At 57.1% G+C, this 25,189-nt stretch carries 24 protein-coding genes; 6 read left to right on the forward strand and 18 right to left on the reverse strand.

Features of this window, described 5'->3' with window-relative positions; translation table 11 throughout:
• Nucleotides 1–18: 18 nt before the first annotated feature.
• The 3 genes from rpoB to rplJ all read right to left on the reverse strand — a co-directional run bounded on the left by rpoB (nucleotide 19) and on the right by rplJ (nucleotide 5,377).
• Entirely contained in the window at nucleotides 19–4,152 is a 4,134-nt protein-coding gene (gene rpoB, locus DS906_RS19300) for a DNA-directed RNA polymerase subunit beta (protein ID WP_113791690.1), read from the reverse strand.
• Nucleotides 4,153–4,404: 252 nt separating this feature from the next.
• Nucleotides 4,405–4,779: a 50S ribosomal protein L7/L12 gene (rplL, locus tag DS906_RS19305; protein WP_037314964.1), complete on the reverse strand. Its 375-nt coding sequence runs from the start codon at nucleotides 4,777–4,779 to the stop codon at nucleotides 4,405–4,407.
• 79 nt (nucleotides 4,780–4,858) lie between these two features.
• Nucleotides 4,859–5,377, reverse strand: a complete 519-nt coding sequence (gene rplJ, locus DS906_RS19310; protein WP_058272482.1) for a 50S ribosomal protein L10 — start codon at nucleotides 5,375–5,377, stop codon at nucleotides 4,859–4,861.
• Between the two features lie 481 nt (nucleotides 5,378–5,858).
• Between rplJ and DS906_RS19315 the strand changes: the two genes are divergently transcribed.
• Both DS906_RS19315 and DS906_RS19320 read left to right on the forward strand, forming a co-directional pair.
• Entirely contained in the window at nucleotides 5,859–6,833 is a 975-nt protein-coding gene (locus DS906_RS19315; protein WP_113791691.1) for a phosphotransferase, read from the forward strand.
• A gap of 200 nt (nucleotides 6,834–7,033) precedes the next feature.
• Entirely contained in the window at nucleotides 7,034–8,035 is a 1,002-nt protein-coding gene (locus tag DS906_RS19320; RefSeq protein WP_158541345.1) for a Hint domain-containing protein, read from the forward strand.
• Between the two features lie 163 nt (nucleotides 8,036–8,198).
• Here the strand turns inward: DS906_RS19320 and rplA are convergent, their stop codons facing one another.
• Both rplA and rplK read right to left on the reverse strand, forming a co-directional pair.
• Entirely contained in the window at nucleotides 8,199–8,897 is a 699-nt protein-coding gene (gene rplA, locus DS906_RS19325; RefSeq protein ID WP_113791693.1) for a 50S ribosomal protein L1, read from the reverse strand.
• A gap of 1 nt (nucleotide 8,898) precedes the next feature.
• Nucleotides 8,899–9,348 (reverse strand): 50S ribosomal protein L11, encoded by a 450-nt coding sequence (rplK, locus tag DS906_RS19330; protein ID WP_113791694.1) that lies wholly within the window; start codon nucleotides 9,346–9,348, stop codon nucleotides 8,899–8,901.
• A 312-nt stretch (nucleotides 9,349–9,660) separates the two neighbouring features.
• Between rplK and DS906_RS19335 the strand changes: the two genes are divergently transcribed.
• Together DS906_RS19335 and DS906_RS19340 are read left to right on the forward strand one after the other, a co-directional pair.
• The gene (locus tag DS906_RS19335) at nucleotides 9,661–10,521 is read left to right on the forward strand and encodes a hypothetical protein (protein ID WP_147235315.1); all 861 of its coding nucleotides are present in this window, start codon (nucleotides 9,661–9,663) and stop codon (nucleotides 10,519–10,521) included.
• A gap of 26 nt (nucleotides 10,522–10,547) precedes the next feature.
• The gene (locus DS906_RS19340; RefSeq protein WP_113791696.1) at nucleotides 10,548–11,282 is read left to right on the forward strand and encodes a hypothetical protein; all 735 of its coding nucleotides are present in this window, start codon (nucleotides 10,548–10,550) and stop codon (nucleotides 11,280–11,282) included.
• A gap of 132 nt (nucleotides 11,283–11,414) precedes the next feature.
• On the opposite strand, the gene nusG is transcribed toward DS906_RS19340, so the two are convergent.
• From nusG to ccoN, 11 genes are all read right to left on the reverse strand, one after another.
• Nucleotides 11,415–11,948, reverse strand: a complete 534-nt coding sequence (gene nusG / locus DS906_RS19345) for a transcription termination/antitermination protein NusG (RefSeq protein ID WP_058272488.1) — start codon at nucleotides 11,946–11,948, stop codon at nucleotides 11,415–11,417.
• Between the two features lie 200 nt (nucleotides 11,949–12,148).
• Complete coding sequence (gene secE / locus DS906_RS19350) at nucleotides 12,149–12,346, reverse strand: preprotein translocase subunit SecE (RefSeq protein ID WP_108861189.1); 198 nt, start codon at nucleotides 12,344–12,346, stop codon at nucleotides 12,149–12,151.
• A gap of 68 nt (nucleotides 12,347–12,414) precedes the next feature.
• Nucleotides 12,415–12,573 (reverse strand): cbb3-type cytochrome oxidase assembly protein CcoS, encoded by a 159-nt coding sequence (gene ccoS, locus DS906_RS19355; RefSeq protein WP_058272490.1) that lies wholly within the window; start codon nucleotides 12,571–12,573, stop codon nucleotides 12,415–12,417.
• 5 nt (nucleotides 12,574–12,578) lie between these two features.
• Nucleotides 12,579–14,756: a heavy metal translocating P-type ATPase gene (locus tag DS906_RS19360; RefSeq protein WP_113791697.1), complete on the reverse strand. Its 2,178-nt coding sequence runs from the start codon at nucleotides 14,754–14,756 to the stop codon at nucleotides 12,579–12,581.
• A 3-nt stretch (nucleotides 14,757–14,759) separates the two neighbouring features.
• Nucleotides 14,760–15,218 (reverse strand): FixH family protein, encoded by a 459-nt coding sequence (locus DS906_RS19365; RefSeq protein ID WP_108861187.1) that lies wholly within the window; start codon nucleotides 15,216–15,218, stop codon nucleotides 14,760–14,762.
• Nucleotide 15,219: 1 nt separating this feature from the next.
• The gene (gene ccoG / locus DS906_RS19370) at nucleotides 15,220–16,647 is read right to left on the reverse strand and encodes a cytochrome c oxidase accessory protein CcoG (protein ID WP_108861186.1); all 1,428 of its coding nucleotides are present in this window, start codon (nucleotides 16,645–16,647) and stop codon (nucleotides 15,220–15,222) included.
• Nucleotides 16,648–16,747: 100 nt separating this feature from the next.
• Nucleotides 16,748–17,623 carry a LysR family transcriptional regulator gene (locus DS906_RS19375; protein WP_113791698.1) on the reverse strand — a complete coding sequence of 292 codons (876 nt, stop codon included), beginning with the start codon at nucleotides 17,621–17,623 and terminating at the stop codon, nucleotides 16,748–16,750.
• 408 nt (nucleotides 17,624–18,031) lie between these two features.
• Nucleotides 18,032–18,895, reverse strand: coding sequence for a cytochrome-c oxidase, cbb3-type subunit III (gene ccoP / locus DS906_RS19380; RefSeq protein WP_113791699.1), 864 nt, complete (start codon nucleotides 18,893–18,895; stop codon nucleotides 18,032–18,034).
• Nucleotides 18,892–19,128, reverse strand: a complete 237-nt coding sequence (locus tag DS906_RS19385) for a cbb3-type cytochrome c oxidase subunit 3 (protein ID WP_113791700.1) — start codon at nucleotides 19,126–19,128, stop codon at nucleotides 18,892–18,894. The genes ccoP and DS906_RS19385 overlap by 4 nt, the downstream gene beginning before the upstream one ends.
• A gap of 11 nt (nucleotides 19,129–19,139) precedes the next feature.
• Nucleotides 19,140–19,868, reverse strand: a complete 729-nt coding sequence (ccoO, locus tag DS906_RS19390) for a cytochrome-c oxidase, cbb3-type subunit II (protein WP_058272496.1) — start codon at nucleotides 19,866–19,868, stop codon at nucleotides 19,140–19,142.
• Nucleotides 19,869–19,882: 14 nt separating this feature from the next.
• Nucleotides 19,883–21,490: a cytochrome-c oxidase, cbb3-type subunit I gene (ccoN, locus tag DS906_RS19395; RefSeq protein ID WP_113791859.1), complete on the reverse strand. Its 1,608-nt coding sequence runs from the start codon at nucleotides 21,488–21,490 to the stop codon at nucleotides 19,883–19,885.
• Between the two features lie 195 nt (nucleotides 21,491–21,685).
• Between ccoN and DS906_RS19400 the strand changes: the two genes are divergently transcribed.
• Entirely contained in the window at nucleotides 21,686–22,525 is an 840-nt protein-coding gene (locus tag DS906_RS19400) for a universal stress protein (RefSeq protein WP_113791701.1), read from the forward strand.
• Nucleotides 22,526–22,571: 46 nt separating this feature from the next.
• On the opposite strand, the gene DS906_RS19405 is transcribed toward DS906_RS19400, so the two are convergent.
• Together DS906_RS19405 and fnrL are read right to left on the reverse strand one after the other, a co-directional pair.
• A complete protein-coding gene (locus DS906_RS19405; RefSeq protein WP_058272498.1) occupies nucleotides 22,572–22,826 on the reverse strand; it encodes a GlsB/YeaQ/YmgE family stress response membrane protein in 255 nt (84 codons plus the stop codon).
• Between the two features lie 64 nt (nucleotides 22,827–22,890).
• Nucleotides 22,891–23,631 carry a transcriptional regulator FnrL gene (fnrL, locus tag DS906_RS19410; RefSeq protein WP_113791702.1) on the reverse strand — a complete coding sequence of 247 codons (741 nt, stop codon included), beginning with the start codon at nucleotides 23,629–23,631 and terminating at the stop codon, nucleotides 22,891–22,893.
• Nucleotides 23,632–23,695: 64 nt separating this feature from the next.
• Here fnrL and hemN point away from each other — a divergent pair, with 64 nt between their 5' ends.
• Entirely contained in the window at nucleotides 23,696–25,051 is a 1,356-nt protein-coding gene (gene hemN / locus DS906_RS19415; protein WP_113791703.1) for an oxygen-independent coproporphyrinogen III oxidase, read from the forward strand.
• Nucleotides 25,052–25,189 lie beyond the last annotated feature (138 nt).

A 25,189-nucleotide genomic window follows, 5' to 3' on the forward strand; every position in this document is an offset into this window, starting at 1 on the left:
TGTGGGGCGTTGCCGCCCCTACTCTTCCTCCGCATCCAGGAGTTCCATATTCAGGCCGAGGCCACGGACTTCTTTAACCAGAACGTTAAACGATTCCGGTACGCCCGCTTCAAAGTTATCCTCGCCCTTGACGATCGACTCATAGACCTTGGTCCGGCCGGCGACGTCATCCGATTTAACGGTGAGCATCTCCTGCAGGGTGTAGGCTGCGCCGTAGGCTTCCAGAGCCCAGACTTCCATCTCACCAAAGCGCTGACCACCGAACTGCGCCTTACCACCCAGCGGCTGCTGGGTAACCAGGCTGTACGGCCCGGTCGAACGCGCGTGGATTTTGTCATCCACCAGGTGGTGCAGTTTCAGCAGGTACTTGATGCCAACGGTGACCGGACGCGCGAATTGCTCACCCGTACGACCGTCGAACAGAACCGACTGACCGCTTTCCGAGAAGCCCGCACGCACCAGCGCATCGTTGACGTCAGCCTCTTTGGCACCGTCAAAGACCGGGGTCGCGATCGGGACACCGCGGGTCACGTTGCCCGCCGCCTCGATCAGATGACCTTCGTCCATGCCGGCAATGCCTTCTTCATAGACATTCTCGCCATAGGCCAGCTTCATCGCTTCGCGAACCGGGGTCAGGTCGCCGGAACGGCGGTATTCACCCAGTGCCTCGTCGATGTTCAGACCCAGACCGCGTGCGGCCCAACCCATGTGGGTTTCAAGGATCTGACCAACGTTCATACGCGAAGGCACACCCAGCGGGTTCAAACAGAAGTCAACCGGCGTACCATCGGCCAGGAACGGCATGTCTTCCATCGGAACAACCTTGGAAATCACACCTTTGTTCCCGTGACGACCGGCCATCTTGTCGCCCGGCTGCAGCTTACGCTTCACGGCGATGAAGACTTTGACCATCTTCATCACACCCGGCGGCAGGTCGTCACCACGACGGACTTTTTCGACCTTGTCTTCGAAACGGGCGTCCAGGGCGCGCTTGAGCACTTCGTACTGCTCGTTCAGAGCCTCTACGATCTGGGCGTCCTTCTCGTCTTCCAACGCCAGCTGCCACCACTGACCACGGGTCAGCATGTCCAGCAATTCCTCGGTGATCACCGACCCTGCCTTGACACCTTTCGGGCCTTTGACAGCGGTTTTACCCAGGATCAGACCTTGCAGACGCGCATAGATGTTGCGGTCAAGGATCGCCAGCTCGTCATCCCGGTCACGGGCCAGACGTTCGACTTCCTCACGCTCGATCTGCAGCGCACGCTCGTCTTTCTCGACGCCGTGACGGTTGAAGACGCGGACTTCCACGACCGTACCGTAATCACCCGGCTTCACGCGCAGCGAGGTGTCGCGCACGTCAGATGCTTTTTCACCAAAGATGGCGCGCAGCAGCTTTTCTTCCGGGGTCATCGGGCTTTCGCCCTTCGGAGTGATCTTGCCGACCAGAATATCGCCCGGTTCAACATCCGCGCCGATGTAAACGATGCCAGCCTCGTCGAGGTTGCGCAGCGCTTCTTCACCGACGTTCGGGATGTCGCGGGTGATCTCTTCCGGGCCCAGCTTCGTGTCACGAGCGGCGACTTCGAATTCCTCGATATGGACCGAGGTAAAGACGTCATCACGCGCGATACGTTCCGAGATCAGGATCGAGTCTTCGTAGTTGTAACCGTTCCACGGCATGAACGCGACGACCACGTTCTTACCCAGTGCCAGTTCACCGATATCGGTGGACGGACCATCGGCGACAACCTCGCCTTTCGTGACGGTGTCACCCACTTTCACCAGCGGACGCTGGTTGATGCAGGTGTTCTGGTTCGACCGCTGGAATTTGCGCAGACGGTAGATGTCAACGCCAGCGTCGCCCAGTTCCAGATCTTCAGTAGCACGGATAACGATACGCTGGGCATCGACCTGGTCGATGATACCGGCACGTTTCGCCTGAATCGCAGCGCCTGAGTCGATGGCCACCTTTTCCTCGATCCCGGTGCCGACCAGCGGCGCCTCGGCCCGCAGCAGCGGAACCGCCTGACGTTGCATGTTCGAGCCCATCAGAGCGCGGTTGGCGTCGTCATTTTCAAGGAACGGGATCAGCGATGCAGCAACCGATACCAACTGTTTCGGGCTGACGTCGATCAGGTCCACATTCTCGCGCGGGGCAAGGGTGTAGTCGCCGGACTGACGGGTCGAAACCAGATCGTTGATGAACTTGCCATCCGCATCCAGTGTCGCGTTCGCCTGCGCCACAGTGTGACGCATTTCCTCGGTCGCGGACATGTAGTGAACCTCATCGGTCACCTCGGCGTCTTTGACGACGCGGTATGGTGTTTCGATGAAGCCATACTTGTTCACGCGGGCAAAGGTGGCCAGCGAGTTGATCAGACCGATGTTCGGGCCTTCCGGCGTTTCAATCGGGCACATCCGGCCATAGTGGGTCGGGTGTACGTCGCGCACCTCAAAGCCCGCACGCTCTCGCGTCAGACCACCGGGGCCAAGCGCCGAAAGACGGCGTTTGTGGGTGACTTCCGACAGTGGGTTGGTCTGGTCCATGAACTGCGACAGCTGCGACGAGCCGAAGAATTCGCGAACAGCAGCAGCGGCCGGTTTCGCGTTGATCAGGTCCTGAGGCATGACGGTGTCGATCTCGACCGACGACATACGCTCTTTGATCGCGCGCTCCATGCGCAGCAGACCGACGCGGTACTGGTTTTCCATCAGTTCGCCGACCGAACGGACACGACGGTTACCAAGGTGGTCGATATCGTCGATGTCACCTTTGCCGTCGCGCAGCTCCACCAGCGCCTTGATGCAGGCCACGATGTCTTCGCGACGCAGGGTGCGCAGGGTATCGGGTGCATCCAGAGCCAAGCGCATGTTCATTTTCACGCGGCCAACGGCGGACAGGTCATAGCGCTCGCTATCGAAGAACAGCGTGTCGAACAGGGCCGAGGCCGCTTCGACGGTGGGCGGCTCACCCGGGCGCATGACGCGGTAGATATCCATGAGCGCGGTGTCACGGCCCATGTTTTTATCTGCAGCCATGGTATTGCGCATGTAGGGACCGACATTGATGTTGTCGATGTCCAGAACCGGGATGTCGGTGACGCCGGCATCAATCAGCTCTTTGACAGTGCCGCCGATCAGATCGCCGTCCTTGTCGTATTCCAGCGTCAGCTCATCACCGGCTTCGACATAGATCGCTCCGGTTTCTTCGTTGATGACGTCTTTGGCGACGAATTTTCCAACGATATGATCGAATGGAACCAGCAGGTTGGTGACAGAGCCTTCGTCGATCAATTTCTTGACGGCGCGCGGAGTGACTTTCTTGCCAGCTTCGGCAATCACTTCACCCGATTTCGCATCAATCAGATCATAAGTCGGACGGGTGCCGCGCACACGTTCCGGGAAGAACGGCGCAATCCAACCCTTCTTCTTGTCCAGCTTGTAGGACACGGTGTTGTAATACGCATCCATGATCGCTTCCTGATCCAGACCCAGCGCATACAGCAGGGTGGTCACAGGCAATTTGCGGCGACGGTCGATACGGGCGAACACGATGTCCTTGGCGTCGAACTCAAAGTCCAGCCAGCTGCCACGATACGGGATGATGCGGCAAGCAAAGAGCAGTTTTCCCGAAGAGTGGGTCTTGCCCTTGTCGTGGTCAAAGAACACGCCGGGCGAACGGTGCATCTGGGACACGATTACACGCTCGGTGCCGTTCACGATGAACGTACCGTTGGGCGTCATCAGGGGCATGTCGCCCATGAATACGTCCTGTTCTTTGATGTCTTTGACGGATTTGGCGCCGGTGTCCTCGTCGACATCGAACACGATCAGACGCAGAGTGACTTTCAGCGGCGCGCTGTAGGTCATGTCGCGCTGCATGCACTCTTCGACGTCATATTTGGGTTTTTCCAGTTCGTATTTCACGAACTCCAGAACGGAGGTTTCGTTGAAATCCTTGATCGGGAAGACCGATTGGAACACGCCTTTGATGCCTTCGCCGTCTGTGGGCACATCTGCATCGCCGGAGCGCAGGAATAGATCATAAGAAGATTTCTGGACCTCAATGAGGTTCGGCATCTCCAGCACTTCGCGGATTTTGCCGTAATATTTACGAAGACGTTTCTGGCCAAGGAACGTTTGAGCCATGTCAGATGTCACCTTTCGATGTTCTCAGCGGACAAAGACACCGTCGGGCCCCGGTGCCTTGCACATTAGAGACGACACGTCCGGATCAATTCGTGGCCACCGTCCCGAATGGCAGCCTCCCGATCCGCGAACCGCGTCTTAGAAAACACCCCCTTTATCAGAGGTCCTTTCTAAGACAGGTTCGGCTGGACCCGGAATTTTCCGGATCCAGCCAAATTTTCCGGTGCATCAGCAATGCACCTGTCGAATGGCTCAGGCCAGCTCGACTTCGGCGCCAGCTGCTTCCAGCTTGCCTTTGACTTCTTCGGCTTCGTCTTTCGACACGCCTTCTTTGATCTTGCCGCCAGCTTCGACCAGTTCCTTGGCTTCTTTCAGGCCAAGACCGGTGATGCCGCGAACTTCTTTGATCACGTTGATTTTCGAAGCGCCGGCGTTCTTCAGAACGACGTCGAATTCGGTTTTTTCTTCCTCAGCTGCGCCACCGGCGTCGCCACCGGCTGCCATGACAACTGCGCCGCCTGCTGCGGGCTCGATGCCATATTCGTCTTTGAGGATGGTTTTCAGTTCTTGTGCTTCCAGCAGGGTCAGACCCACGATGCTTTCTGCGAGTGCTTTCAGATCAGCCATTTTATCAGCTCTTTCCGTTTACAGTGTGTGTTCCAACGTCAGGGTAGTTACCCTACGCAGATCATTCAGTGCCAACCGCTTACGCAGCTTCCGCCTTCTCTTCGATGGTGGAAAGGATGCTTGCGATGTTGCTTGCAGGTGCGCCAATTGCGCCAGCGATGTTCGAAGCAGGTGCGCCCAGCATGCCCGCGATAGTAGCAATAAGCTCCTCGCGCGAAGGCATTTTGGACACGGCTTCGACGCCGGCACGATCCAGAGCGTTCTCACCCATTGCACCGCCAAGAATTTCGAACTTTTGGTTCTCTTTGGCGTAGTCCTGGGCCACTTTGGCTGCTGCCACAGGGTCCTCGGAATAGGTTAGAACGGTCATACCCGTCAGCAGGTCGGCAATGCTTTCACATGGCTTTCCGTCGAGGGCGATTTTGGCGAGCCTGTTCTTGGCAACACGCACGGAGCCACCCGCGTCACGAGCACGTGCGCGAAGGTCCTGCATCTCGGCAACTGTCAGACCGGCGTAGTGCGAAACCACTACGACGCCAGAGCTTTCGAAGATTTGGCCGAGTTCCTCGACCACTTTCTCTTTCTGGGCTCTATCCACAGTTCTCTCCAAGTTTGGGGCGATATCTCACCCCGGCTCATATTAGCCGCAGCTTTCGCTCCGGCGTTCAGGTCCGTTGTTACGGGATTGGCCAAAATGCGCCCGAGGGTTGGACCCCCCAGAATTCTTTGGTCTTACCCGTCTCAGGCAGGGAATTAAGGGGCCATATGACACCACCCACCGTCTTGGACGAAACAAAATAAAGCGCACGACGAATCGCACGCTTTACTTCGTAGCCTTACTTAGGGCAGATGGGGCCGGTTTCCAAGGGGTAAATTGCGGTTTCCGCAGGTTCGCAACAGCATCTGTCGAAAACGATTTTCACCCCGCTCGGGGCTTAGCGTGCACATAGGCGCGGATTTGCGGAATACAACGCGCAAACGCCAAATCAAGCAGGTCCAAGCATCGACTTTCCGTTGACACGGGCATCGCACTGTTATCCTGTCCGGGGACTGGACAATAACACTCAGGACTTGGCTCGTTGGCTGGAACGCTGCCCCTTTCAGACGAAGAAGATGCCCGCGTCGCTTTGTTTATCGACGAGTTTTCAAACCAGTTCCTGAAAGAGCCCATCCGCCGCTATGAATGTATCTACCGATCGCACGCGTTCGACGACACGCGATCCGTCGTGATCCTGCATACCGCAGCGCAGGCTTTCGCCCTTAAGATCGATACGCAATCGCCAGACACCGGGCGGTTGAAGAACGAATACGACCTGCTCGTCGAACTGTACCAATACTTTGAGGGAAATGAGACTTCGCGCGTTGTCCGACCCGTTTACCTCTCGCCAGGTGGTGCTTTTCTAGTCACCGAATACATCAATCGGCCAACTGCCGTTGACCTGATCTACAACAGCAAGGACGACGATCAGGTCGCCCAGGTGTACCGTCGCGCGGGGTCGTGGCTGAACGATCTTCACAGTCGCAACCCGCCTGTTCGTTACGCCTTTCGCCCCAGGTGGATGACAGACAGCCTGAAAGAGCTGATGACGGCCGTTCCCAACAAAATCGCGAACCAAAGCCGGACAATGGTGAACCTAATGCTGTCCGAAGGGACCCTCCTGAAGGGCACCGAGGACCTGCGCGTGTTTTCACATGGCGATTATCACGGGCAGAACCTGATTGTGGGACAAGGGAAAACGATTGGTCTGGATTTCACCGAAGCCCGCGACAAGCTGGCGGTCTACGATATCGTCGATTTTCTGAAGGCGGATATCTTTCGGAATGGCGGCGCATCGGGTGTCGACCGAAGCGGTATCCTCAAAAGAAACAAGGACATGTTCTTTCGCCTTTATCGACATCCTGTCAATGTTGAGGTCTTGGATTATTGTCTCCGTGGACGGCTGCTGAAAGACTGGCTGGCCTTGTGGCGAATTGACCACGAATGCAGCGAATTCGAAAGAGACAAACGGCAAAGACTGGGCGATCGCCTGCAGGTCGCATTACAACACCGTTGAGCTGGATGGATGGTCAGGCCAAATGACGGGATTGTGAGCGGAATCGCGAAAATCTTAGTTGACCGCACACTCTTGAAAAACTGTTATCCCAAACCATCGAGCATGCGGCCTTTGTCAGTTAGGGTCGGCAACAACCAATGCACAGAAGGTAAATCGCTTACATGGTTCTCCGCAGTTTTTTTGCTCAGGACAGCTCCAGTATGGTCGCTGTTTTCGTCCCAGATACGGCTGACGGGGACGACATCGTCGTCGGCGGTTCGATCATCAACAACTCGGACACACCGGACGGCACTATCTTTACCTATTCGGGCGGCACCGGAACCACCATCACCTTGGATGACACAGCTGGCAGCCCCGACGTTTTTGAAGATGATCTTCCAACGGGCCACATCATCACGGATGGCGGTGGCATTGTGACAAACGGAACGCAGGTTGAATCCGAGTCGACAATCACTGTGCGCGCTCTGGACGACGATCTCAATCCGACCGGGCCAGAGATCACAATCTATGTGTTTTCCCAGAATGGGATTACTCAGGACGTTTGGGGCTTTGCCACATCCGCCCCCTTGGACACTGGGACGTCGTATATCAAAACCGGTGGTTCGAATGCCGGGTCGTCGGCTTATACGGACTATGTTACCTGTTTTGGGCCGGGAACCCTGATCGAAACTGCCGACGGTGCCGTAGCGGTTCAAGAACTTACAATAGGCCAGCTTATCTGGACCCGGGACAGCGGATTTCAACCGATCCTCTGGATCGGAACGACCGAGGTTCATGCCCAAGGGTCATTTGCTCCGGTGGTGATCGAGGCCGGCGCTATCGGGAACACGAAAGAGCTGGTGGTTTCGCAACAGCATCGAATTCTGATCGGCTCACCTGCCACTGACATGCTTTTTGGATCATCCGAAGTGTTCGTGGCCGCCAAGCACCTGTGTGGTCTTCCGGGGGTTTCGATCCGCCCGACAGATCGCATCACCTACACCCACTTCATGTTCGACCGACACCACATTGTCCGGTCCAACGGCGCACTGACGGAAAGCTACTACTACGGCGACAACGCAAAATACGCGCTGTCGTCCCCGCAACGGTCAGAAATCCTGGCGCTGTTCCCGTCGATCGAGGATATCAGCAATGCGTTTCGACGCACCGCAGCCCCAACAATCAGCGCGCGTGAGGCCGGTGTATTACGCGCATATATCTAAGCCGTAGAAGTCAGACGCGCGCAGTCTTAAACCGCAGCTTCCGCCTGGCGCAGACTACTTGAATGCGGCCTTCACACGGACAGCCTGATCATCTTTAAGCACAAAAAAATCCCGGGCGGTTCGCACCACCCGGGATTTCATCTTCGCGTTGCAGCAATAGGGCTTATTCGCCCGAAGCGGCAGCAACATCCAGAGTCACGCCAGGGCCCATGGTCGAGCTCAGCGCGATTTTCTTCATGTAGGTGCCTTTGGCGCCTGTCGGCTTGGCCTTGGCCACGGCCGAGATAAAGGCGCGGACGTTTTCGACCAGCTTGGCTTCGTCGAAGGACGCTTTGCCAACACCGGCGTGCACAACGCCACCTTTTTCTGCCTTGAACTGAACTTCACCGCCCTTGGCTGCTTCTACGGCCGCTTTCACGTCCATGGTCACGGTGCCAACTTTGGGGTTCGGCATCAGGTTGCGGGGGCCCAGAACTTTACCCAGACGACCGACGATCGGCATCATGTCCGGGGTGGCAATGCAACGATCGAATTCGATGGTGCCGCCCTGGATGGTTTCCATCAGGTCTTCTGCGCCGATGATATCCGCGCCAGCTTCTTTCGCTTCGTCAGCCTTGGGGCCACGAGCAAAAACAGCAACGCGCATCGTTTTACCGGTGCCATTGGGCAGGCCGACAACGCCACGAACCATCTGGTCTGCGTGACGGGTGTCAACACCCAGGTTCAGAGCGATCTCGACGGTTTCGTCAAACTTCGAAGTTGCGTGGGCTTTAACCAGTGCAACCGCTTCTTCCACCGACAGATCTGTCTTGCCAGCGAAAGCTTCGCGCGCGGTGCGCGTACGTTTACCGAGTTTTGCCATCTTACTTCACCTCGATGCCCATAGAGCGGGCCGAGCCCAGGATGATCTGCATTGCGCCTTCGACGTCGTTGGCGTTCAGATCTTTCATTTTGGCTTCGGCGATTTCACGAACCTGCTTCGTGGTCACGGTTGCCACGGTCTCACGACCTGGGTTTTCCGCGCCGCGAGGACGGTTACGCTTGCCAACCGGCTTCAGACCAGCCGCTTTTTTCAGGTAGTAAGACGCGGGCGGCGTCTTGATGTCCATGGTGAAGGACTTGTCCTGATAATAGGTAATCACGGTCGGGCAAGGCGCGCCTTGCTCCATGTCTGCGGTCTTGGCGTTGAACGCCTTGCAGAATTCCATGATGTTGATGCCGCGCTGACCCAGCGCCGGACCAACTGGCGGCGACGGGTTCGCCTGACCTGCAGGAACCTGCAGTTTCATTGTACCAGCAAGCTTCTTGGCCATTTGGTTTTCCTTTCAACGTAGGCAGGACGCGTCCCACCCGGTTTATGTTGCGTGGTCCGATCCGGGATCGCGATCCCAGCAACCTCCCACGAGAGAATCTCGCCCTAAGACGATAGAGGCGGCATTTATAGAGGAATGGTGGGGTTGGCAAGTAGCTCGCACCTTATTTCCAAAGGGCGCGTTTGTGTCCTGGAGGAGCCCCTGTGACAGTTGAAACCAGCAAAACAAAATAAATAAATTGAATACATAAGTTGCTAAAGAAACGCAGGCGGGTATCTTGGTACAGCTTGGACACAGAAGAGGTGGTCAGGGATGGCATCATCTCGACTGAACAAGGGGCTATTGGTCTGCATTCTTTTTGCTATGCTGCCTGGCTGTGGCAGCAAGGCTCAGGATCAGGGCACTGAGCCGAAGGCGGTCACCCAAACCGGCGGATCCAACAGTTCTTCTTCATACTCTTCGACGGGAATTGATCCCGCCACCTATGCCGGTCGGTTTCAGATCAAATTGACTAAAGAAGTCCCGCTGCGCGATATTCCCGTTCCCTTCACTGTCTATGGTGGCCTTGAAGAAGCCAGCCCAACCCGTTTGCAACTGCGCGCCTTTATGGATTTGCGCGGATTGCAGGAAAAAGCGCCTCAAATATTGACCGGTCCTTTGGAAGAAAGCTGCAAACGTCAAATCTACCTCGAGATCCGTAACGTCACCGCCAAAGATGACACAGTGCAGATTGAAGGCTCTGCCCGAGCGCGGTTTACTACCTGCAATCGGCGTGAAGAACCTGGCTTTCGATACTTTGGGGCCACTGTAGACGCGGTCGCGGTCGCTAAGGCCGAGGTGAAGGGCCAATGCCTGACATTCAGCATCGAAGGCGTTGACCTAGATCCGCGCGGTTTTATTGGCGCTGTCTCCAATCTTTTCGGCCTGACCAACCGCATCAACGAAGCCGTCCTCGAAAAAGGCGGGGAATTTCTGGCGGCACACCCGGTCTGCCCGCCATTGCCCGCAGAGTTCACTTTACTCGACCCGATTTACGAGTCCGGAGGCACTCGGGAAATTGCGCCTGGCGGGATGGGTGCTGCCATTGTCGGATCTGCCGATGTCAGCGCCGAGACAATTATCGAAGTCCTTGGGGGGCTGAAGGAGCTTGGCGTATTGGAGTTTGCTGAATGAGACTTTGGTTAATTTTTCCAGTCTTAATGGCAGTTGTTCTGGGAGCCCGAGCACCAGACGCGCAGCAGGTAGATTTTGTCATCGACGCAACGCTGCCAGTTCGTGATACGGAATTGCCGTATACGCTTGATCTGAACCTCACCGCTGCTGCCCCTACCCGGATCGGGGTGGGTGCCCTTCTTGATCTGCGCGAAGTACAGAAAACTGTACCTGAGCGACTGGCTGAAAACGCGATAGTCGACAATTGCGGCCTGCAAGTCCGACTGGATGAATTCAGCTTTAAAGCCCAAGACGACGCGATAGATCTGGACGGGCAAGTTACCATCACGATCTTTGAATGCAGCAGAACCAGTGAGCGCGACTTTCAGCGGGGTGAACAAAAAAATGCTATCCAGGCAAACATGTCCACCGAAGCGACTGTCGAGTTGCGGGACAACTGTGCCTATTTCGAACTTATCGACCTCGTGCTCACGGCTCCCGAAGCGCAGCGCGAAAAACTCCTTGAGGACGACACGCTCGAGTCCGTCAAGAAGCTGATGTTGGCCGCCGTAGACCTTGTTTTGAACGAAACCCCTTTGTGTCCGGAACTGCCGGCAGAGCTCGCGTCTCTTGATCCGGTTTATGACACTGGCGGCCCACGAGAGATCGGAGAGGGTGGACTTGGCGTACTCTTGGACGGTTCGGTAGATGTCAGCCCGTCGACAATTCTGGACATCCTAACAGTTCTTCAACAACAAGAACTAATTCCCGGTCCACCCTAGCTGCAAAGCTCTTTCTTTCCGGTCGTGATCTTCCGCCTTTCGCCCGTGAACCTGAAAAGCTGATGCCAAAAAAGCAAAAAACGCCGCGTTGCTCCAAGCATCGCGGCGCTCCAAAATTTTCTGAAGTGGGTTTTAGCCCTGCTTCGTAACCTGTGTAAAGTCCAGTTCGACCGGTGTTTCGCGGCCAAAGATCGAAACCGAAACCTTCAGCTTTTGGGCTTCGTCGTCGACACCTTCGACCATACCGTCGAAATCCTCGAACGGGCCGTCGTTGACCTTGACCTTCTCGCCCACTTCGAACGAGATCATCAGTTTCGGTGCGTCTTCACCTTCCTGAACACGGTTGAGGATCTGGTTCACCTCGGCGTCGCGCATCGGCATCGGACGGCCCTGCGGACCCAGGAAGCCGGTGACCCGGTTGATCGAGTTGACCAAGTGATAGCCCTGATCCGACATTTCCATATGCACCAACACGTAGCCGGGCATAAAGCGGCGTTCGGTCGTGACCTTCTTGCCCCGGCGCACTTCGATCACCTCTTCGGTGGGCACCAGTACTTCGTCGATATCGTCCTCAAGGCCTTGCTCAGCCACGGACGTGCGGATCTGCTCTGCGATCTTCTTTTCGAAGTTCGAAAGAACGCTGACCGAGTACCACCGTTTCGCCATGAACCTGTCGTCCTTGTTTGCCTTCGGTGCGTTCGGAATGCCGCAAGCACCGTCATTGAAATTCTGTCACGTCACCCGGAATAAAAAGCGGCGCACAGCCCGAATCGCCGCACGCCCATTCCGAATAGTACTGTGTCAACTACTCTGACATCCCGCGCTGTGCAAGGGGGCTGTGGCGTTTCCGCCCTGCCCAATCCGGTTTAACCGAATGCGCCCAGGATCAGTTGCAGACCGCCGCGAATACCCAGATCGACCAGCGCAAAGAACACGGCGGTCAGTGCCGCCATGATGAACACCATGACCGTGGTCAGCAGAACCTCGCGACGCGTGGGCCAAACGACCTTTGCGACTTCGGCGCGGACTTGCTGAATGAACTGGATCGGATTCACTGTTGCCATTTGGCTTGGTTCTCTCTGCTAGCGGATGGGCCGGACATAACCGGGCATTGCGGCAATTTCAAGAGTGGTCAGGACTTGGGCTTGTCATCCCATTCATCGCTGAGGATACGCCGCGCGTCACCTTCGGGATCATCATACTGGTTCGACCGCACCGTGTAGATAAACGCCACAAGGCCAACCCCGCCCAAAAACAGGGAAATCGGTATGAGATAGGCCAGAACTTCCATATCAACTACCTCAGGCGCAGGGCATTCAGGGACACGGTAATGGACGAGGTCGACATCGCCAATGCCGCGATCAGCGGCGTGGCGAACCCGGCTACGGCCAAGGGTACGGCTATAATATTGTAAACCGTAGCGATGCGAAAGTTCTCGCGAATCCTTTTGGTCGCCTTCACCGCTGTGTCACAGGCATCTGCAATCGGGGACAGATCGTTGCCTAGCAATACGATATCGGACGCGACCCGCGCTGCGTCCAGCGCCGAGGCGGGCGAGATTGACACATGCGCCGCCGCAAGTGCGGCCGTATCGTTCAGCCCGTCCCCGACCATCAGAACATGGTGGCCTCGATCGCTGAGGTCTTGCACATGGGCGGCCTTGTCCTGAGGCAGCGCCTCGGCAATCCATGTTTCAATCCCAAGCTTATCTGCCAGCGTTTGAACCGCGCCTCGTGTATCACCCGAGATGAGAACGACGCTCTTTCCGCCGTCACGGAACGCCTGCACGGCTTCAGCCGCGCCCGGACGCAGTGAATCCGAGAACAGGAACGCAACCGGTGACTGCCCCGTGACGGCCAACCAAGCTGTCGTCTGATCACCCTCAGTAGCGCCGGTCCAACCGGCGCGTCCAAGACGCACGGGCTGACCTCGGTACATCCCTTCGGTCCCATACCCCGGAACCTCGACCACATCCTCAAGTCTGGCAGGCTTGATCCCGGCATCTCTGGCGGATTTGGCAAGCGACACCGACAACGGATGCGAAGACGCCTCGGCCAGCGCCAGTGCAATCTCAAGATCCGCGCGGGAATGATCCTCAAGATTGGTCAATTCCGGAGTGCCGGATGTAAGCGTTCCGGTTTTATCAAAAACGACCGTATCGACCTCGGCCAGACGTTCCAGCGCAGTAGAATGTTTGATCAACATCCCCTTGCGGAACAATCGCCCCGAGGCCGCCGTCGTCACCGCAGGTACCGCAAGCCCCAGAGCACAGGGGCAGGTGATGATCAGAACCGCCGCAGCGATGTTCAGCGCGGTTCGGATATCGCCGGAATAGATGTACCACCCCACGAAACTGAGCGCGGACAGAATATGCACCCCCGGCGCGTATAGCTTGGCCGCCTTGTCAGCCAGCGACGTATAGCGCGATCGACCGGATTCTGCGATGGCCACCAGATCTGCCATACGGTGCAGTGAAGTATCCTCACCGACCGCTGTGGTCCGGATCGTCAGCGGGCCGGTCAGGTTAACCTCGCCTGCGCAGACCGCAAGACCGGCTTCGGCAAAAACAGGTAAGGTCTCGCCCGTCAACAAAGACCGGTCGAGCTCCGATTTGCCCGATACAATCTCACCATCCACCGGCATACGGCCACCGGGGCGAACGATAATCAGGTCACCAACGGCCAGGCTTGCGACGGACACCTCTTCTTCGGCCCCATCAACTAAGCGAATGGCACGCGGCACTTCCAAAGCCGTCAGCTCTTCGGCTGCTGATCGCGCTGCGGCGCGGGTGCGATAGTCCAGATATCGGCCCGCGAGCAGGAAGAAGGTCAACGTCAGCGCGGCGTCGAAATACGCATGCTCTCCGCTAAGCGCGGTTTCCCACAGCGACGTCATGAGCGCCAACAGAATGGCCAGCACAATCGGCACATCCATGTTCAATCGTTTGACGCGCAGTGCACTCCAGGCGTTGGCAAAGAAGGGCTGTGCGGAAAAGGCAATCGCAGGCAGTGCAATTGCCGCAGATATCCAGTGAAACAGGTCCCGCGTCGCATCCGTGGCCCCAGACCAGACCGACACCGATAACAGCATCACGTTCATCGACGCGAAACCAGCCACCGCCAGTCGCATCAGCAAATCACGCCCGGCCTTGTCGGATTGGGTTGCCGACAAAGCGCCCGGGTCCAGCTCATGCGCCTCGTACCCGGCGCGCTCCAATACGGGGATCAGGTCGGCAGCGTGTGTCTCAGCGGCTGCTTTGATCATTGCACGCTTGAGCGTCAGATTGACCCTCGCGTCCTCGACACCCGGATGCGCATTCAGCGCGCGCTCGACATTCGCAATACAGGCCGAGCAGTGAATGCCGGGCAGGGATAGGGCAATCTGCACATCTTCAGGAACGGGCCGCGCTGGTTCCGCCGGTGCTGCGATGCAACCGGGGCACGCCGCCGTACCTGAGCTGAGCTGAGCGGTCATCCCCTACCCTTTCACATACAACGGAACCCGCTGCGCAAATTCGGCACCGCTGTTGTCTTTGGCCACCAGACGGATGTTCCAGTTCCCCTTGCCCAGCGCTGCGGGCGTGGAATAGGCGGTCCCGTCAAAAGTGAAATCCGGTGTGAAATCCTCTTTCACATGTGTCGCCCGGCCAACAACTGCCTGCAGCTCGGCCACCTTGACCGGCGCACCGGTTTGGTCGGTGATGTGCAGGATCAAAAGACCGCCATTGGTCTCAGCCCGGATTTCCCAACCCAAGGCCTGTTGCACCTTCAAGCGCTCGTTGAACTCCTGACTGGCGACGTAAGAGTTTTTGACCTCGAGCCCGGGAAAGGTTTTGACAGCTTTGTAGGCCAGCACGAGATTCACGGAAATGATCACCCCGAAAGCAGCGACAAAGATCGCTAGAAAGTGCTTTCCGGTAAATTGACGCTCGGCCATCTCAGTTTCCTCGTCCATTGAACGTCGTGTCCTTGTAAGCGCGCTCACCGCTTTCAATATCCTCGATCCAGATCCGAACCGGTGTCGCGTCCGCCGCTGCCGGATCCGTGTCTTTCGAGGCAATAATATAGACCCGCTGCAATTGCGCAGTATCCGCCGTGACATTCACGGTATCAAGTGGCGTGCCTTCGATCACGATCCGCATCGCGGGATCACCGGACAGAGACAGCTTGAACAGCCGTTCTTCGCCATGTTTGTTCCGCACGCGCACGTCATAGGTATTGCGGATCGTGCCGTCGGACAGGGTGACAAAGGTCGGGTTGCGAACCGGGGCCACGGTAACTTCGATGTCGGACCGGATGAACAGGGCAAACAGCAGCCCAAAGCCGACAAGTGACCAAAGGGCCGTGTACAGGATGGTCCGGGGCCGCAGGATATGTTTCCAGACATTTTTTGGAGGCTTGCCTGCCCGCTCGCTAGTTTCATCGCTCAGCGCCATATAGTCGATCAGGCCGCGTGGTTTTCCAATCTTGGCCATCATGTCGTCACAGGCGTCGATGCACAGCGCACAGGTGATACACTCCAATTGCTGCCCGTCGCGAATGTCGATCCCAACCGGGCAGACGTTGACGCAAGCCATACAGTCGATGCAGTCCCCCAGCTCGGAATCCGCAGTACGTTTACCCTTGCCGCGCGGCTCACCACGCCATTCGCGGTACCCGACGACGAGCGTATCCTCGTCCATCATCGCCGCTTGGATCCGCGGCCATGGGCAAGCATAGATACAAATCTGTTCGCGCGCGAAGCCACCGAACAGGAAAGTCGTTCCCGTCAAAATCAGTATTGTCGTATAGGCAACCGGATGGGCATTTCCGGTCACAAGGTCCCGCAGAAGTGTCGGCGCATCGGCAAAATAGAACACCCAGGCGCCACCGGTCGCCAGACCGATCAAAAGCCAGGTAGTCCATTTCGTCAGTCGCAACCGCGCTTTACGAAAGTCTAGCTTTTCCTGCCGATGCAGACGCAACCGCGCGTTCCGATCCCCTTCAATCCAGCGTTCGACAAGGATGAACAGGTCAGTCCAAACCGTCTGTGGGCAGGCATATCCGCACCACACGCGCCCCAGCGCCGAGGTGAATAGGAACAGACCGAGCCCCGCCATGATCAACAGACCGGCAACAAAATAGAATTCATGCGGCCAGATCTCGATCCAGAAGAAATAGAACCTGCGGTTGGCCAAATCCAGCAACACCGCCTGATCCGGTAGGCTGGGCCCCCGGTCCCATCTGATCCACGGGGTGATGTAATAGATCCCCAATGTGACCGCGAGAATGATCCATTTCAGATTGCGAAACGGCCCGGACACGCGACGCGGAAATATGGGTTCTCGTGCGGCGTAAAGGCTGGGTGCGGGGTCGGAATCGCTCACGGGCTGGCTCCAGATGTGGCTATATCACGGTGTCTTTTTTCAGAACACAAAGGTAGCCACTTTGACATGGGTCAAAAGCGCATCGTGCAGACACCTTTTGTCACATCTTACCAGCTTGCCGCCTGAGCCATGCAATAAAAGTTTTTGCCGCCAGTCGCAGAGGGAAATCGCCAGTAACAAGGTGATATCCGCTGTTTTCGGGCTCGCGAAACAATTCGATGATTTGGCCCGACGTGATTTCTGCTTTGACAAAATGCCGCGCCGTGACCGTTACGCCCTGCCCCGCGCGCAACCCTTCCAAAAGCAGATTGCCGGGCAATGAGATTCGCCCTGCGTTTGGCCCGTGCCCGACACCACGTCGGGCCAGCCATTTGGTTGCCTCGGTGGTGCCGAACTCTTCCAACCAGGGCAGTTCGCTGAGCTCGTCTGGCGTCCACGACGGTTTTTCCCCCACCAGATTGCGGGCCGCGACGATCACCATAGGGCTTTGCAGCAACATTTCTGTACGGACACCGGGCCATGTGCCCGCACCATAGCGGATGGCCACATCGACACCGCCGGGATCCAGGCTGACCAGTGCAGGCGACGGATCAAGCGCCAATTGGATATCCGGGTGTTCGGCCTGAAATGCAGGCAGGCGGGGCATCAGCCATGACGCGGCAAATGACGATGTCAAAGATACGTGAACCGGACGATCCTGTTTGGATTGGGTCAGTTCGACCAAGGCATCGCCAATCGCACCGAACCCAAGATGCAGTGCGCGCGCCAACCTTTCACCTTCAGGTGTCAAGGTCATGGATTTGCCGGTGCGGTCCAACAGCGCAATCCCGAGGTGCTTCTCAAGCGCGCGCAATTGCTGGCTGATGGCAGCGTGACTGACATTCAGTGAGTTGCCCGCTTCCACAACGTTCCGTGTCGCCGCAAAAGCGGAAAAAGCTCTGAGCGATGCAAGCGGCGGCATTTCCATCCAGTTCATATGTAAGCCCTGATTACATATAGGAATGCTAATTGAGTCGCATTTTGCGGCCTGAAAATCAATCCTGATGACAGAAGAAACAAAACTCAGGAGATGTCAGATGCTCTCAATCCTTGCAAAGTCATTCATGATCGCCACCCAAACACATGAGCTGGATGAACCAAAATCGTCGGATCGATCTGACAGACAAAAGCAACGCTGGTTGCCGGAAAGTCATTGGTGGAGGCAACACAAACGCGCCAGTTTCTCGCAATGCGAATAGCAAACCGAAGCCCGCGTCTGGACCGCCTCGCTGGTGATTTGTAAGGTAGAGAAGCAGCACCGGCTGTTCAGGAAACGCGCGAACAGATGGAACAGCCGGTGCCTCAACCTTCGGACGGCGAACCGTCCGAAGGTATTCTTTTGCGGTTACTGCCCGCCACCCAACTGGTGGACATAGGCGGTGACAGCGCGGATTTGCGCATCAGTCAGGCGATTTTCCCATGCAGGCATCACACCAAAGCGGCTGTTGGTCACCGTTTCTGTCAGGGCTTCCTGGCTGCCGCCATATAGCCAGATCGCGTCGGTCAGGTTCGGAGCACCTTGGGTAACGTCACCCTTGCCGTCTTCGCCATGGCAGGATGAACAGTTGTCTTCAAAAACAACTTTGCCCGCCTGCGCCGCCGCATCGTCGCTTTGCGCATTGGTCAGAGACATGACGTATTGCACGACCTGGGTGACCTCTTCTTTTTCGAGGATTTCACCGAAGGCTGGCATCTCAGAATAGCGCGCGTCGTCGCTTTCTTCATTCCGAATACCATAGGCAACGGTGGCCTCGATATCTTCCAGCGAACCGCCCCAGAGCCATGCGTCGTCCAGCAGGTTCGGGAAACCCGACGCACCCTGCGCGCCCGAGCCGTGGCACTGCGCGCACCATGTCCGGAATACCGCGCCGCCCGCGTTGACCGCATATTGCTGCAGCTCGGGATCTTTCGAGACATCCTCAAGCGAGGTGTCAACCAGTTTGGCGTTCCACGGCGCGTTGGCTTCTTCGAAAGAAACGATCTCTTCCTGCACCAATTCTCGCGATGACCAGCCAAGAACACCGGCGGTTGCGGACTGAACCAGCGGCCAAGCAGGATACATGATCGTATAGATCACGCCCCAGATAATGGTGACGTAAAAGGTCCACAGCCACCAGCGCGGCATCGGGTTGTCGAACTCTTCGATGCCATCCCAGGAGTGTCCGGTTGTGTTTGGATCGCCCGGCTGTTTTTCAGGTGTCTTGCTCATTGCCGCGCCTCCTTGGATGTGGCGGGTTTGTCGCCCCCATGGGGCGCAGCTGATTCTTCGCCCCCAAGGGGCGCTGGGGCATCTTCGTGCCGGAACGGGATGTTGGCAGTGTCCTTGTATTCTTTGCTGGCTCCGGGACGGAAAACCCAGATCACGATGCCAACAAAGAAGGCAAACAGCACCAACAGCATCCAGCTATCCGCGAATTGCCTGAGGATTGTGTATTCTTCCATCACACCCTCCTTTAGCGGCTCGGATCCGGGGTGAAGGTCGAGAAATCGACCAACGTTCCCAGCATCTGCAGATAAGCAACCAACGCATCGGCCTCGGTCAATTCCGGCTGACCGTCGAAGTTACGAATGCTGACCTTGTCACCGTACCGTTCCAACAGACCGTCATAGTCGCTGTCCGGGTCGGCCTGCGCACGGAAGTCGGCCTGTGCGTTTGCCAGCATCTCTTCGGTATAGGGCGTGCCCACAACAGCATTCGCCGCCATGACATCACCGATATACTTGCCGTCGATCTTGCGATGCTCGAGGAAGCCGTATTTCGGCATTACCGATTCAGGCACCACCGACTGCGGGTCACGCAAGTGATCAACATGCCACTGGTCGGAATAGCGGCCACCCACACGGGCCAGATCAGGACCGGTACGCTTGGAGCCCCATTGGAACGGGTGGTCATACATCGATTCAGCCGCCAGCGAGTAGTGGCCATAACGTTCGACCTCGTCCCGCATCGGGCGGATCATCTGGCTGTGGCAGGTATAGCAGCCTTCGCGGATATAGATGTCACGGCCCGCCATTTCGAGAGGGGTGTAAGGGCGCATGCCCTCCACCTTCTCGATGGTGTTCTCAAGATAGAACAGCGGGGTGATCTGCACGATGCCACCGATGGTCACGACCAGAAAGCTGAAGATCAGCAGAAGGGTCGCGTTGGTCTCGAGGATCTTATGTTTGTCGAGAATTGCCATTGCTCCGGCCCCCCTTATTCAGCCGGGACCGCGACGGTCAGGCTGGCCTCTTTGGCCGGCGCTTTCCGCACAGTCATCCACAGGTTGTAGCACATGATCACAGCACCAGCGACGAACATCACGCCACCCAGAGCACGCACCACATACATCGGGAACTTGGCAGCCACGGTGTCAGCGAACGAGTTCACCAGGAAGCCGTTTGCATCCACTTCGCGCCACATCAGGCCTTCCATGATACCGGTGACCCACATCGAAGCGGCATAAAGAACGATGCCGATAGTGGCGAGCCAGAAGTGCCAGCTGACCATCTGCAGCGAATACAGACGCTCACGCTTCCACAGGACAGGCACCAGGAAGTACAGCGCACCAAAGGTGATCATGCCGTTCCAACCCAGCGCGCCCGAGTGCACGTGACCAATGGTCCAGTCAGTGTAGTGACTGAGGCTGTTGACCGCACGGATCGACATCATCGGCCCTTCGAACGTGGACATGCCGTAGAAGCCGACCGAGATCACCATCATCCGGATCACCGGGTCGGTACGCAGCTTGTCCCAGGCGCCCGACAGGGTCATCAGGCCGTTGATCATGCCACCCCAGGACGGCATCCACAGGATGATCGAGAACACCATGCCCAGCGTCGACGCCCAATCCGGCAACGCAGTATAGTGCAGGTGGTGCGGACCGGCCCAGATATACAGGAAGATCAGCGCCCAGAAGTGGATGATCGACAGCTTGTAGCTGAAGACCGGACGCTCGGCCTGTTTCGGGATGAAGTAATACATCATGCCCAGGAAGCCCGCGGTCAGGAAAAAGCCCACGGCGTTGTGGCCGTACCACCACTGGATCATGGCATCCTGTACACCCGACCAGACGATGACCGATTTAGAACCCCAGATACTGACGGGGACGGTCATGTTATTTACCAGGTGCAGCATGGCGACTGTGACGATGAAAGCCAGATAGAACCAGTTTGCCACGTAGATGTGGGGTTCTTTCCGTTTGACGATCGTCCCCAGATAGACGGCAAGATAGGCCACCCAGACGATGGTCAGCCACAGGTCGACGTACCATTCGGGTTCAGCGTATTCCTTGGACTGGGTCCCGCCCAGAACGTAGCCGGTTGCGGCAAGCACGATGAACAGCTGATAGCCCCAGAACACAAACCATGCCAGATTTCCGCCCCACAGGCGCGCGGCGCTGGTACGCTGCACCACGTAGAACGATGTCGCGATCAGCGCGTTGCCGCCAAAGGCAAAAATCACCGCCGAAGTGTGCAGCGGGCGCAAACGGCCAAAGTTCAGATAACCTTGCGCCCATTCGAAGTTCAGCACCGGAAAGGCGAGCTGAAAGGCGATAAAGGTCCCCGCAAGGAACCCGACCACCCCCCAGAAGGCAGTTGCGATCACGCCATAGCGGATCACGTCATCCATGTACTCGGCCGAACGGTCTACGAGGATATCTGGCTCATCCGTATTTCGCAGCGTCCAGATGAACAATCCACCGGCGATCAGCATCACCAGAATTGCGTGCACCTGATACGCCAAATCGCGTGCGTAATTGGTTCCGATCGCCGCGAATATCGCGATCAGACCAAGCACGATCAGCTTGATGTAATTTGACATATTGCGTCCCTTTGCCATGCCCCGCGCGATTCTTATTTGTCGCGGAACCCTTTTGACTGGCCGTTGTTTTGTCTGACAGCGGCCAATCTTGCTTTGATCTGTATCAAAACATTAACCCGAAATCTGTGACAATCCTAAGCCTTAGACTGAGCTGCGTAGCCGCAGGTGTCTCAGCCCCGAAGACAAGAGGTCAAAATGGCGTACAAATCTCTTCTCACAGTCGTAACCGACTCGGAACAATCACAATCTGCGTTGGCGCAAATGGCCGCGCTGGCAAATGCACAGGATGCGCATGCCGAAGCATTGTGCCTTGGCGTAGATCGCAGCCAGGCGGGCTATTACTATGCAGGCGCCAATGCGCTGGTTCTGCAAGAAACGCTGAGCCGGGCCAACGCAGACGCTGAAGAACTGCTGACGCACACACAGGAATACCTAGGGAAATCCGGTATTCGCTGGTCTGCCGAGAGCGGGGTCGCTCAGATCGCCGATATCGGTCGCCACGTGGCGCATCGTGCCAGATTCTCGGATCTGGTCGTCCTGCCGCAACCCTATGGCAAAGACCGCAGCGCCGAGGCTGAGCCGATTGTCGAAGCCGCCATGTTCGAAGGTCACGCACCCATTCTGGTCACGCCGGATAACGCAACGCCATTTGAGCGCCCCGGCACCATCATGATCGGATGGAACGAAAGTGTCGAAGCCATGCGCGCCATCCGATGCGCCCTGCCCTTTCTGACGCAAGCCGATCTGGTTCGGATTGTCGTCATTGATCCGCCGCGCCACGGTCCTGACCGCTCTGATCCCGGCGGGCTGTTGTCTCAGATGCTGGCCCGGCACGGGACCAAGTGTGAGATCGACGTGCTCAGCAAAACCATGACCCGTGTGTCAGACATCCTGAACAGGCACGCCGCCGACAGCGAAGCGGACATGATCGTCATGGGAGCTTATGGCCATTCAAGATTCCGCGAAGCCATTCTGGGCGGGGCAACCCGAAACATGCTGGAACAAGCCTCGGTCCCAGTGTTTCTGGCACACTGACTGTAAGTATTTCCGATTCGGGGGGCCATCCGTTCGAACGGGTGGCCTAAACGCGTTTTATGAGGCCAATCACAAACAACAGAATGACCGCGCCGATGGTTGCGAAGAGTATCGCCGAAAACACACCACCACCGACCGAAAAACCCAGCGCCGGGAAAATCAAGCCTGCAAGAAAGGCGCCGACGATTCCGACTATGATGTTTCCGATCAGGCCGAACCCGCGGCCTTCCATGATTTTGCCCGACAGCCATCCGGCGATCGCGCCGATGACAAGCATTGCCAAAATGCTACTGAATTCCATGCCTTGCTCCTGCGTGGTTCATTCACAGGTTCAGTAAATCACGACTGTACGCAGCAGAATAGGCTTAAACCAGAAAACCGCCATCCGAGTCGTCGCCAGCCTCATCCATCAGGCGCCGCATGTCGGGGATTGTCACGTGGCGTTTGCCTTCCAATTCGATAACCCCCTCTTTCTTCAGGGCCGAAATCTGGCGGCTTACAGTTTCCAAGGTCAATCCCAGGTAATCCGCCATAGCCTCACGTGTCAGAGGAAGATCGAAAACGATCGGGCCAGGTTTTTGCTTGGGCGCAATTGAGGCGTCCCGCCGGGCAATGATTGACAGCAGGCTTGCAATCTTCTCGCGCGCGGTCTTGCGCCCTAGAACCAACATCCATTCACGCGCCGCGTCCAGCTCATCCAGTGTCATCTGCAGCAGACGGTGGGCGATATGTGGGGTGCTGCCCATCAGGGTTTCGAACGGTTTCTTGCGAAAACAGCACATGACCAAATCGGTTGTGGCCAACACGTCGTAGGGTGCTGTTTCCCGACCGGGTCGTCCAACAAAATCGCTGGGCAATAGCAGGCCGACCATTTGCGTCCGACCATCTTCCATCGTCTGGGTCAACGAGGCGATTCCCGACACAACAGAGCCCACAAAATTCATCTGATCCCCCGACCAGATAACCGTTTGGCCTGCCTCAAAGGTCCGGTAATACTTTATGCCTTCAAGCGCTTCCAATTCATCGACATCACAATGCGCACAGACGGCGCGATGCCGAATGGGGCAGTCCGAACAGTTGGTATGGTCAAATTGCGCTTTTAACATCGTTCGCGGTTCCACTTGATCTCAGTCAAGGTTTCGTAGACGGCCGTGCCTTAACGGTATCGGTATGATAGTGAAACCGCAATTATCAAAGCTTGGACTATTTGACGCGAAAGTCCCGCGTTACACAAGCTATCCCACCGCCCCGCATTTCAGCAATGATGTGGGGCCAAGTCTTTTTGGCGACTGGATTTCCGGGATCAAGCCCGGCAGTTCCGTGTCGCTGTACGTCCACGTCCCGTTCTGCCGCAGGCTGTGCTGGTTCTGCGCCTGCCGGACGCAAGGCACCCAGACCGACAACCCGGTGATCGCCTATGTGGATGTCCTCAAGGCCGAGCTGGACCTGCTGGCCGCCCACCTTCCTGCGGGTGTAACCCTTTCGCGCCTGCATTGGGGCGGTGGTACACCCACCCTGCTGAACCCCGATCTGATGCGCGACCTGGCCACCCGGATTCTTGAGATTGTCCCACTGGGGCCGGATGCAGAGTTCTCGGTCGAAATCGACCCGAATGAGATTGACGAGGGTCGGCTCGATGCATTGGCCGAGGCCGGCATGAACCGTGCGTCTATTGGCGTGCAGGATTTCGACGACGAAATCCAGAAAACCATCGGGCGCATCCAAAGTTACGACACCACCCGCAAGGCCATAGAAATGATCCGCGCGCGTGGTATCGCCAGCCTGAATGCCGATATTCTGTATGGTCTGCCGCACCAGACCAAAGCCCGGATGACTGAAAGCGTGCAGAAATTGCTATCGCTCAGCCCGGACCGGGTGGCGTTGTACGGGTATGCGCATGTGCCGTGGATGGCCAAGCGGCAACAGCTGATCCCGACGGATGCCCTTCCAACGCCCGAAGACCGCCTGGATCTGTTCGATACGGCCCGGCGCCTGTTTCTGTGGGACAAGTACGCCGAAATCGGTATTGATCACTTTGCCACGCAGGATGACGGGCTGACGCACGCACTGAACACGGGAAGGCTAAAGCGCAACTTTCAGGGCTACACCGACGATCAGTCCGACGTTTTGATCGGGATTGGTGCGAGCTCAATCTCACGATTCCCGCAAGGATACGCCCAGAACGCACCCGCGACGTCGGCGCATACCAAAGCGATCCGCGAGGGCGGGTTCTCAATATCCCGTGGGCACTTGTTCAAAGGCCAAGACATCTTGCGCGCCCGATTGATTGAAGCGTTGATGTGCGATTTCCGGATAGATACCGCCGAGATTCTGCGCGACCACAACATCACCGCCGCGGAATTGCAGGAGATGTATCAGACTGCAAACGCAACCTTTGACGGGTTGCTAAGCGTCTCTGAAGACGGCCTGTTCATCCCGCCCGAGGCGCGCGCGCTGACCCGAATGGTCGCCCGCACCTTTGACGCCTATGATCTGAGCAAGGCGGGACACAGCTCGGCGATCTGATACCGACGCAGGACAGGACTTGACGCGGAGGGTGGGTTTTCCCCACACTTGTAGGGCGGGTGGATATCCGCCCCGTGCCTGAGGCAGGCAGAGTACCAGACAGTATGTGCCGACGCGTTCGCGCTCGACCGCCTTTTT

The sequence above is a fragment of the Ruegeria sp. A3M17 genome (genome assembly GCF_003318255.1).
In the GTDB taxonomy this organism is placed as follows: Bacteria; Pseudomonadota; Alphaproteobacteria; order Rhodobacterales; family Rhodobacteraceae; genus Ruegeria.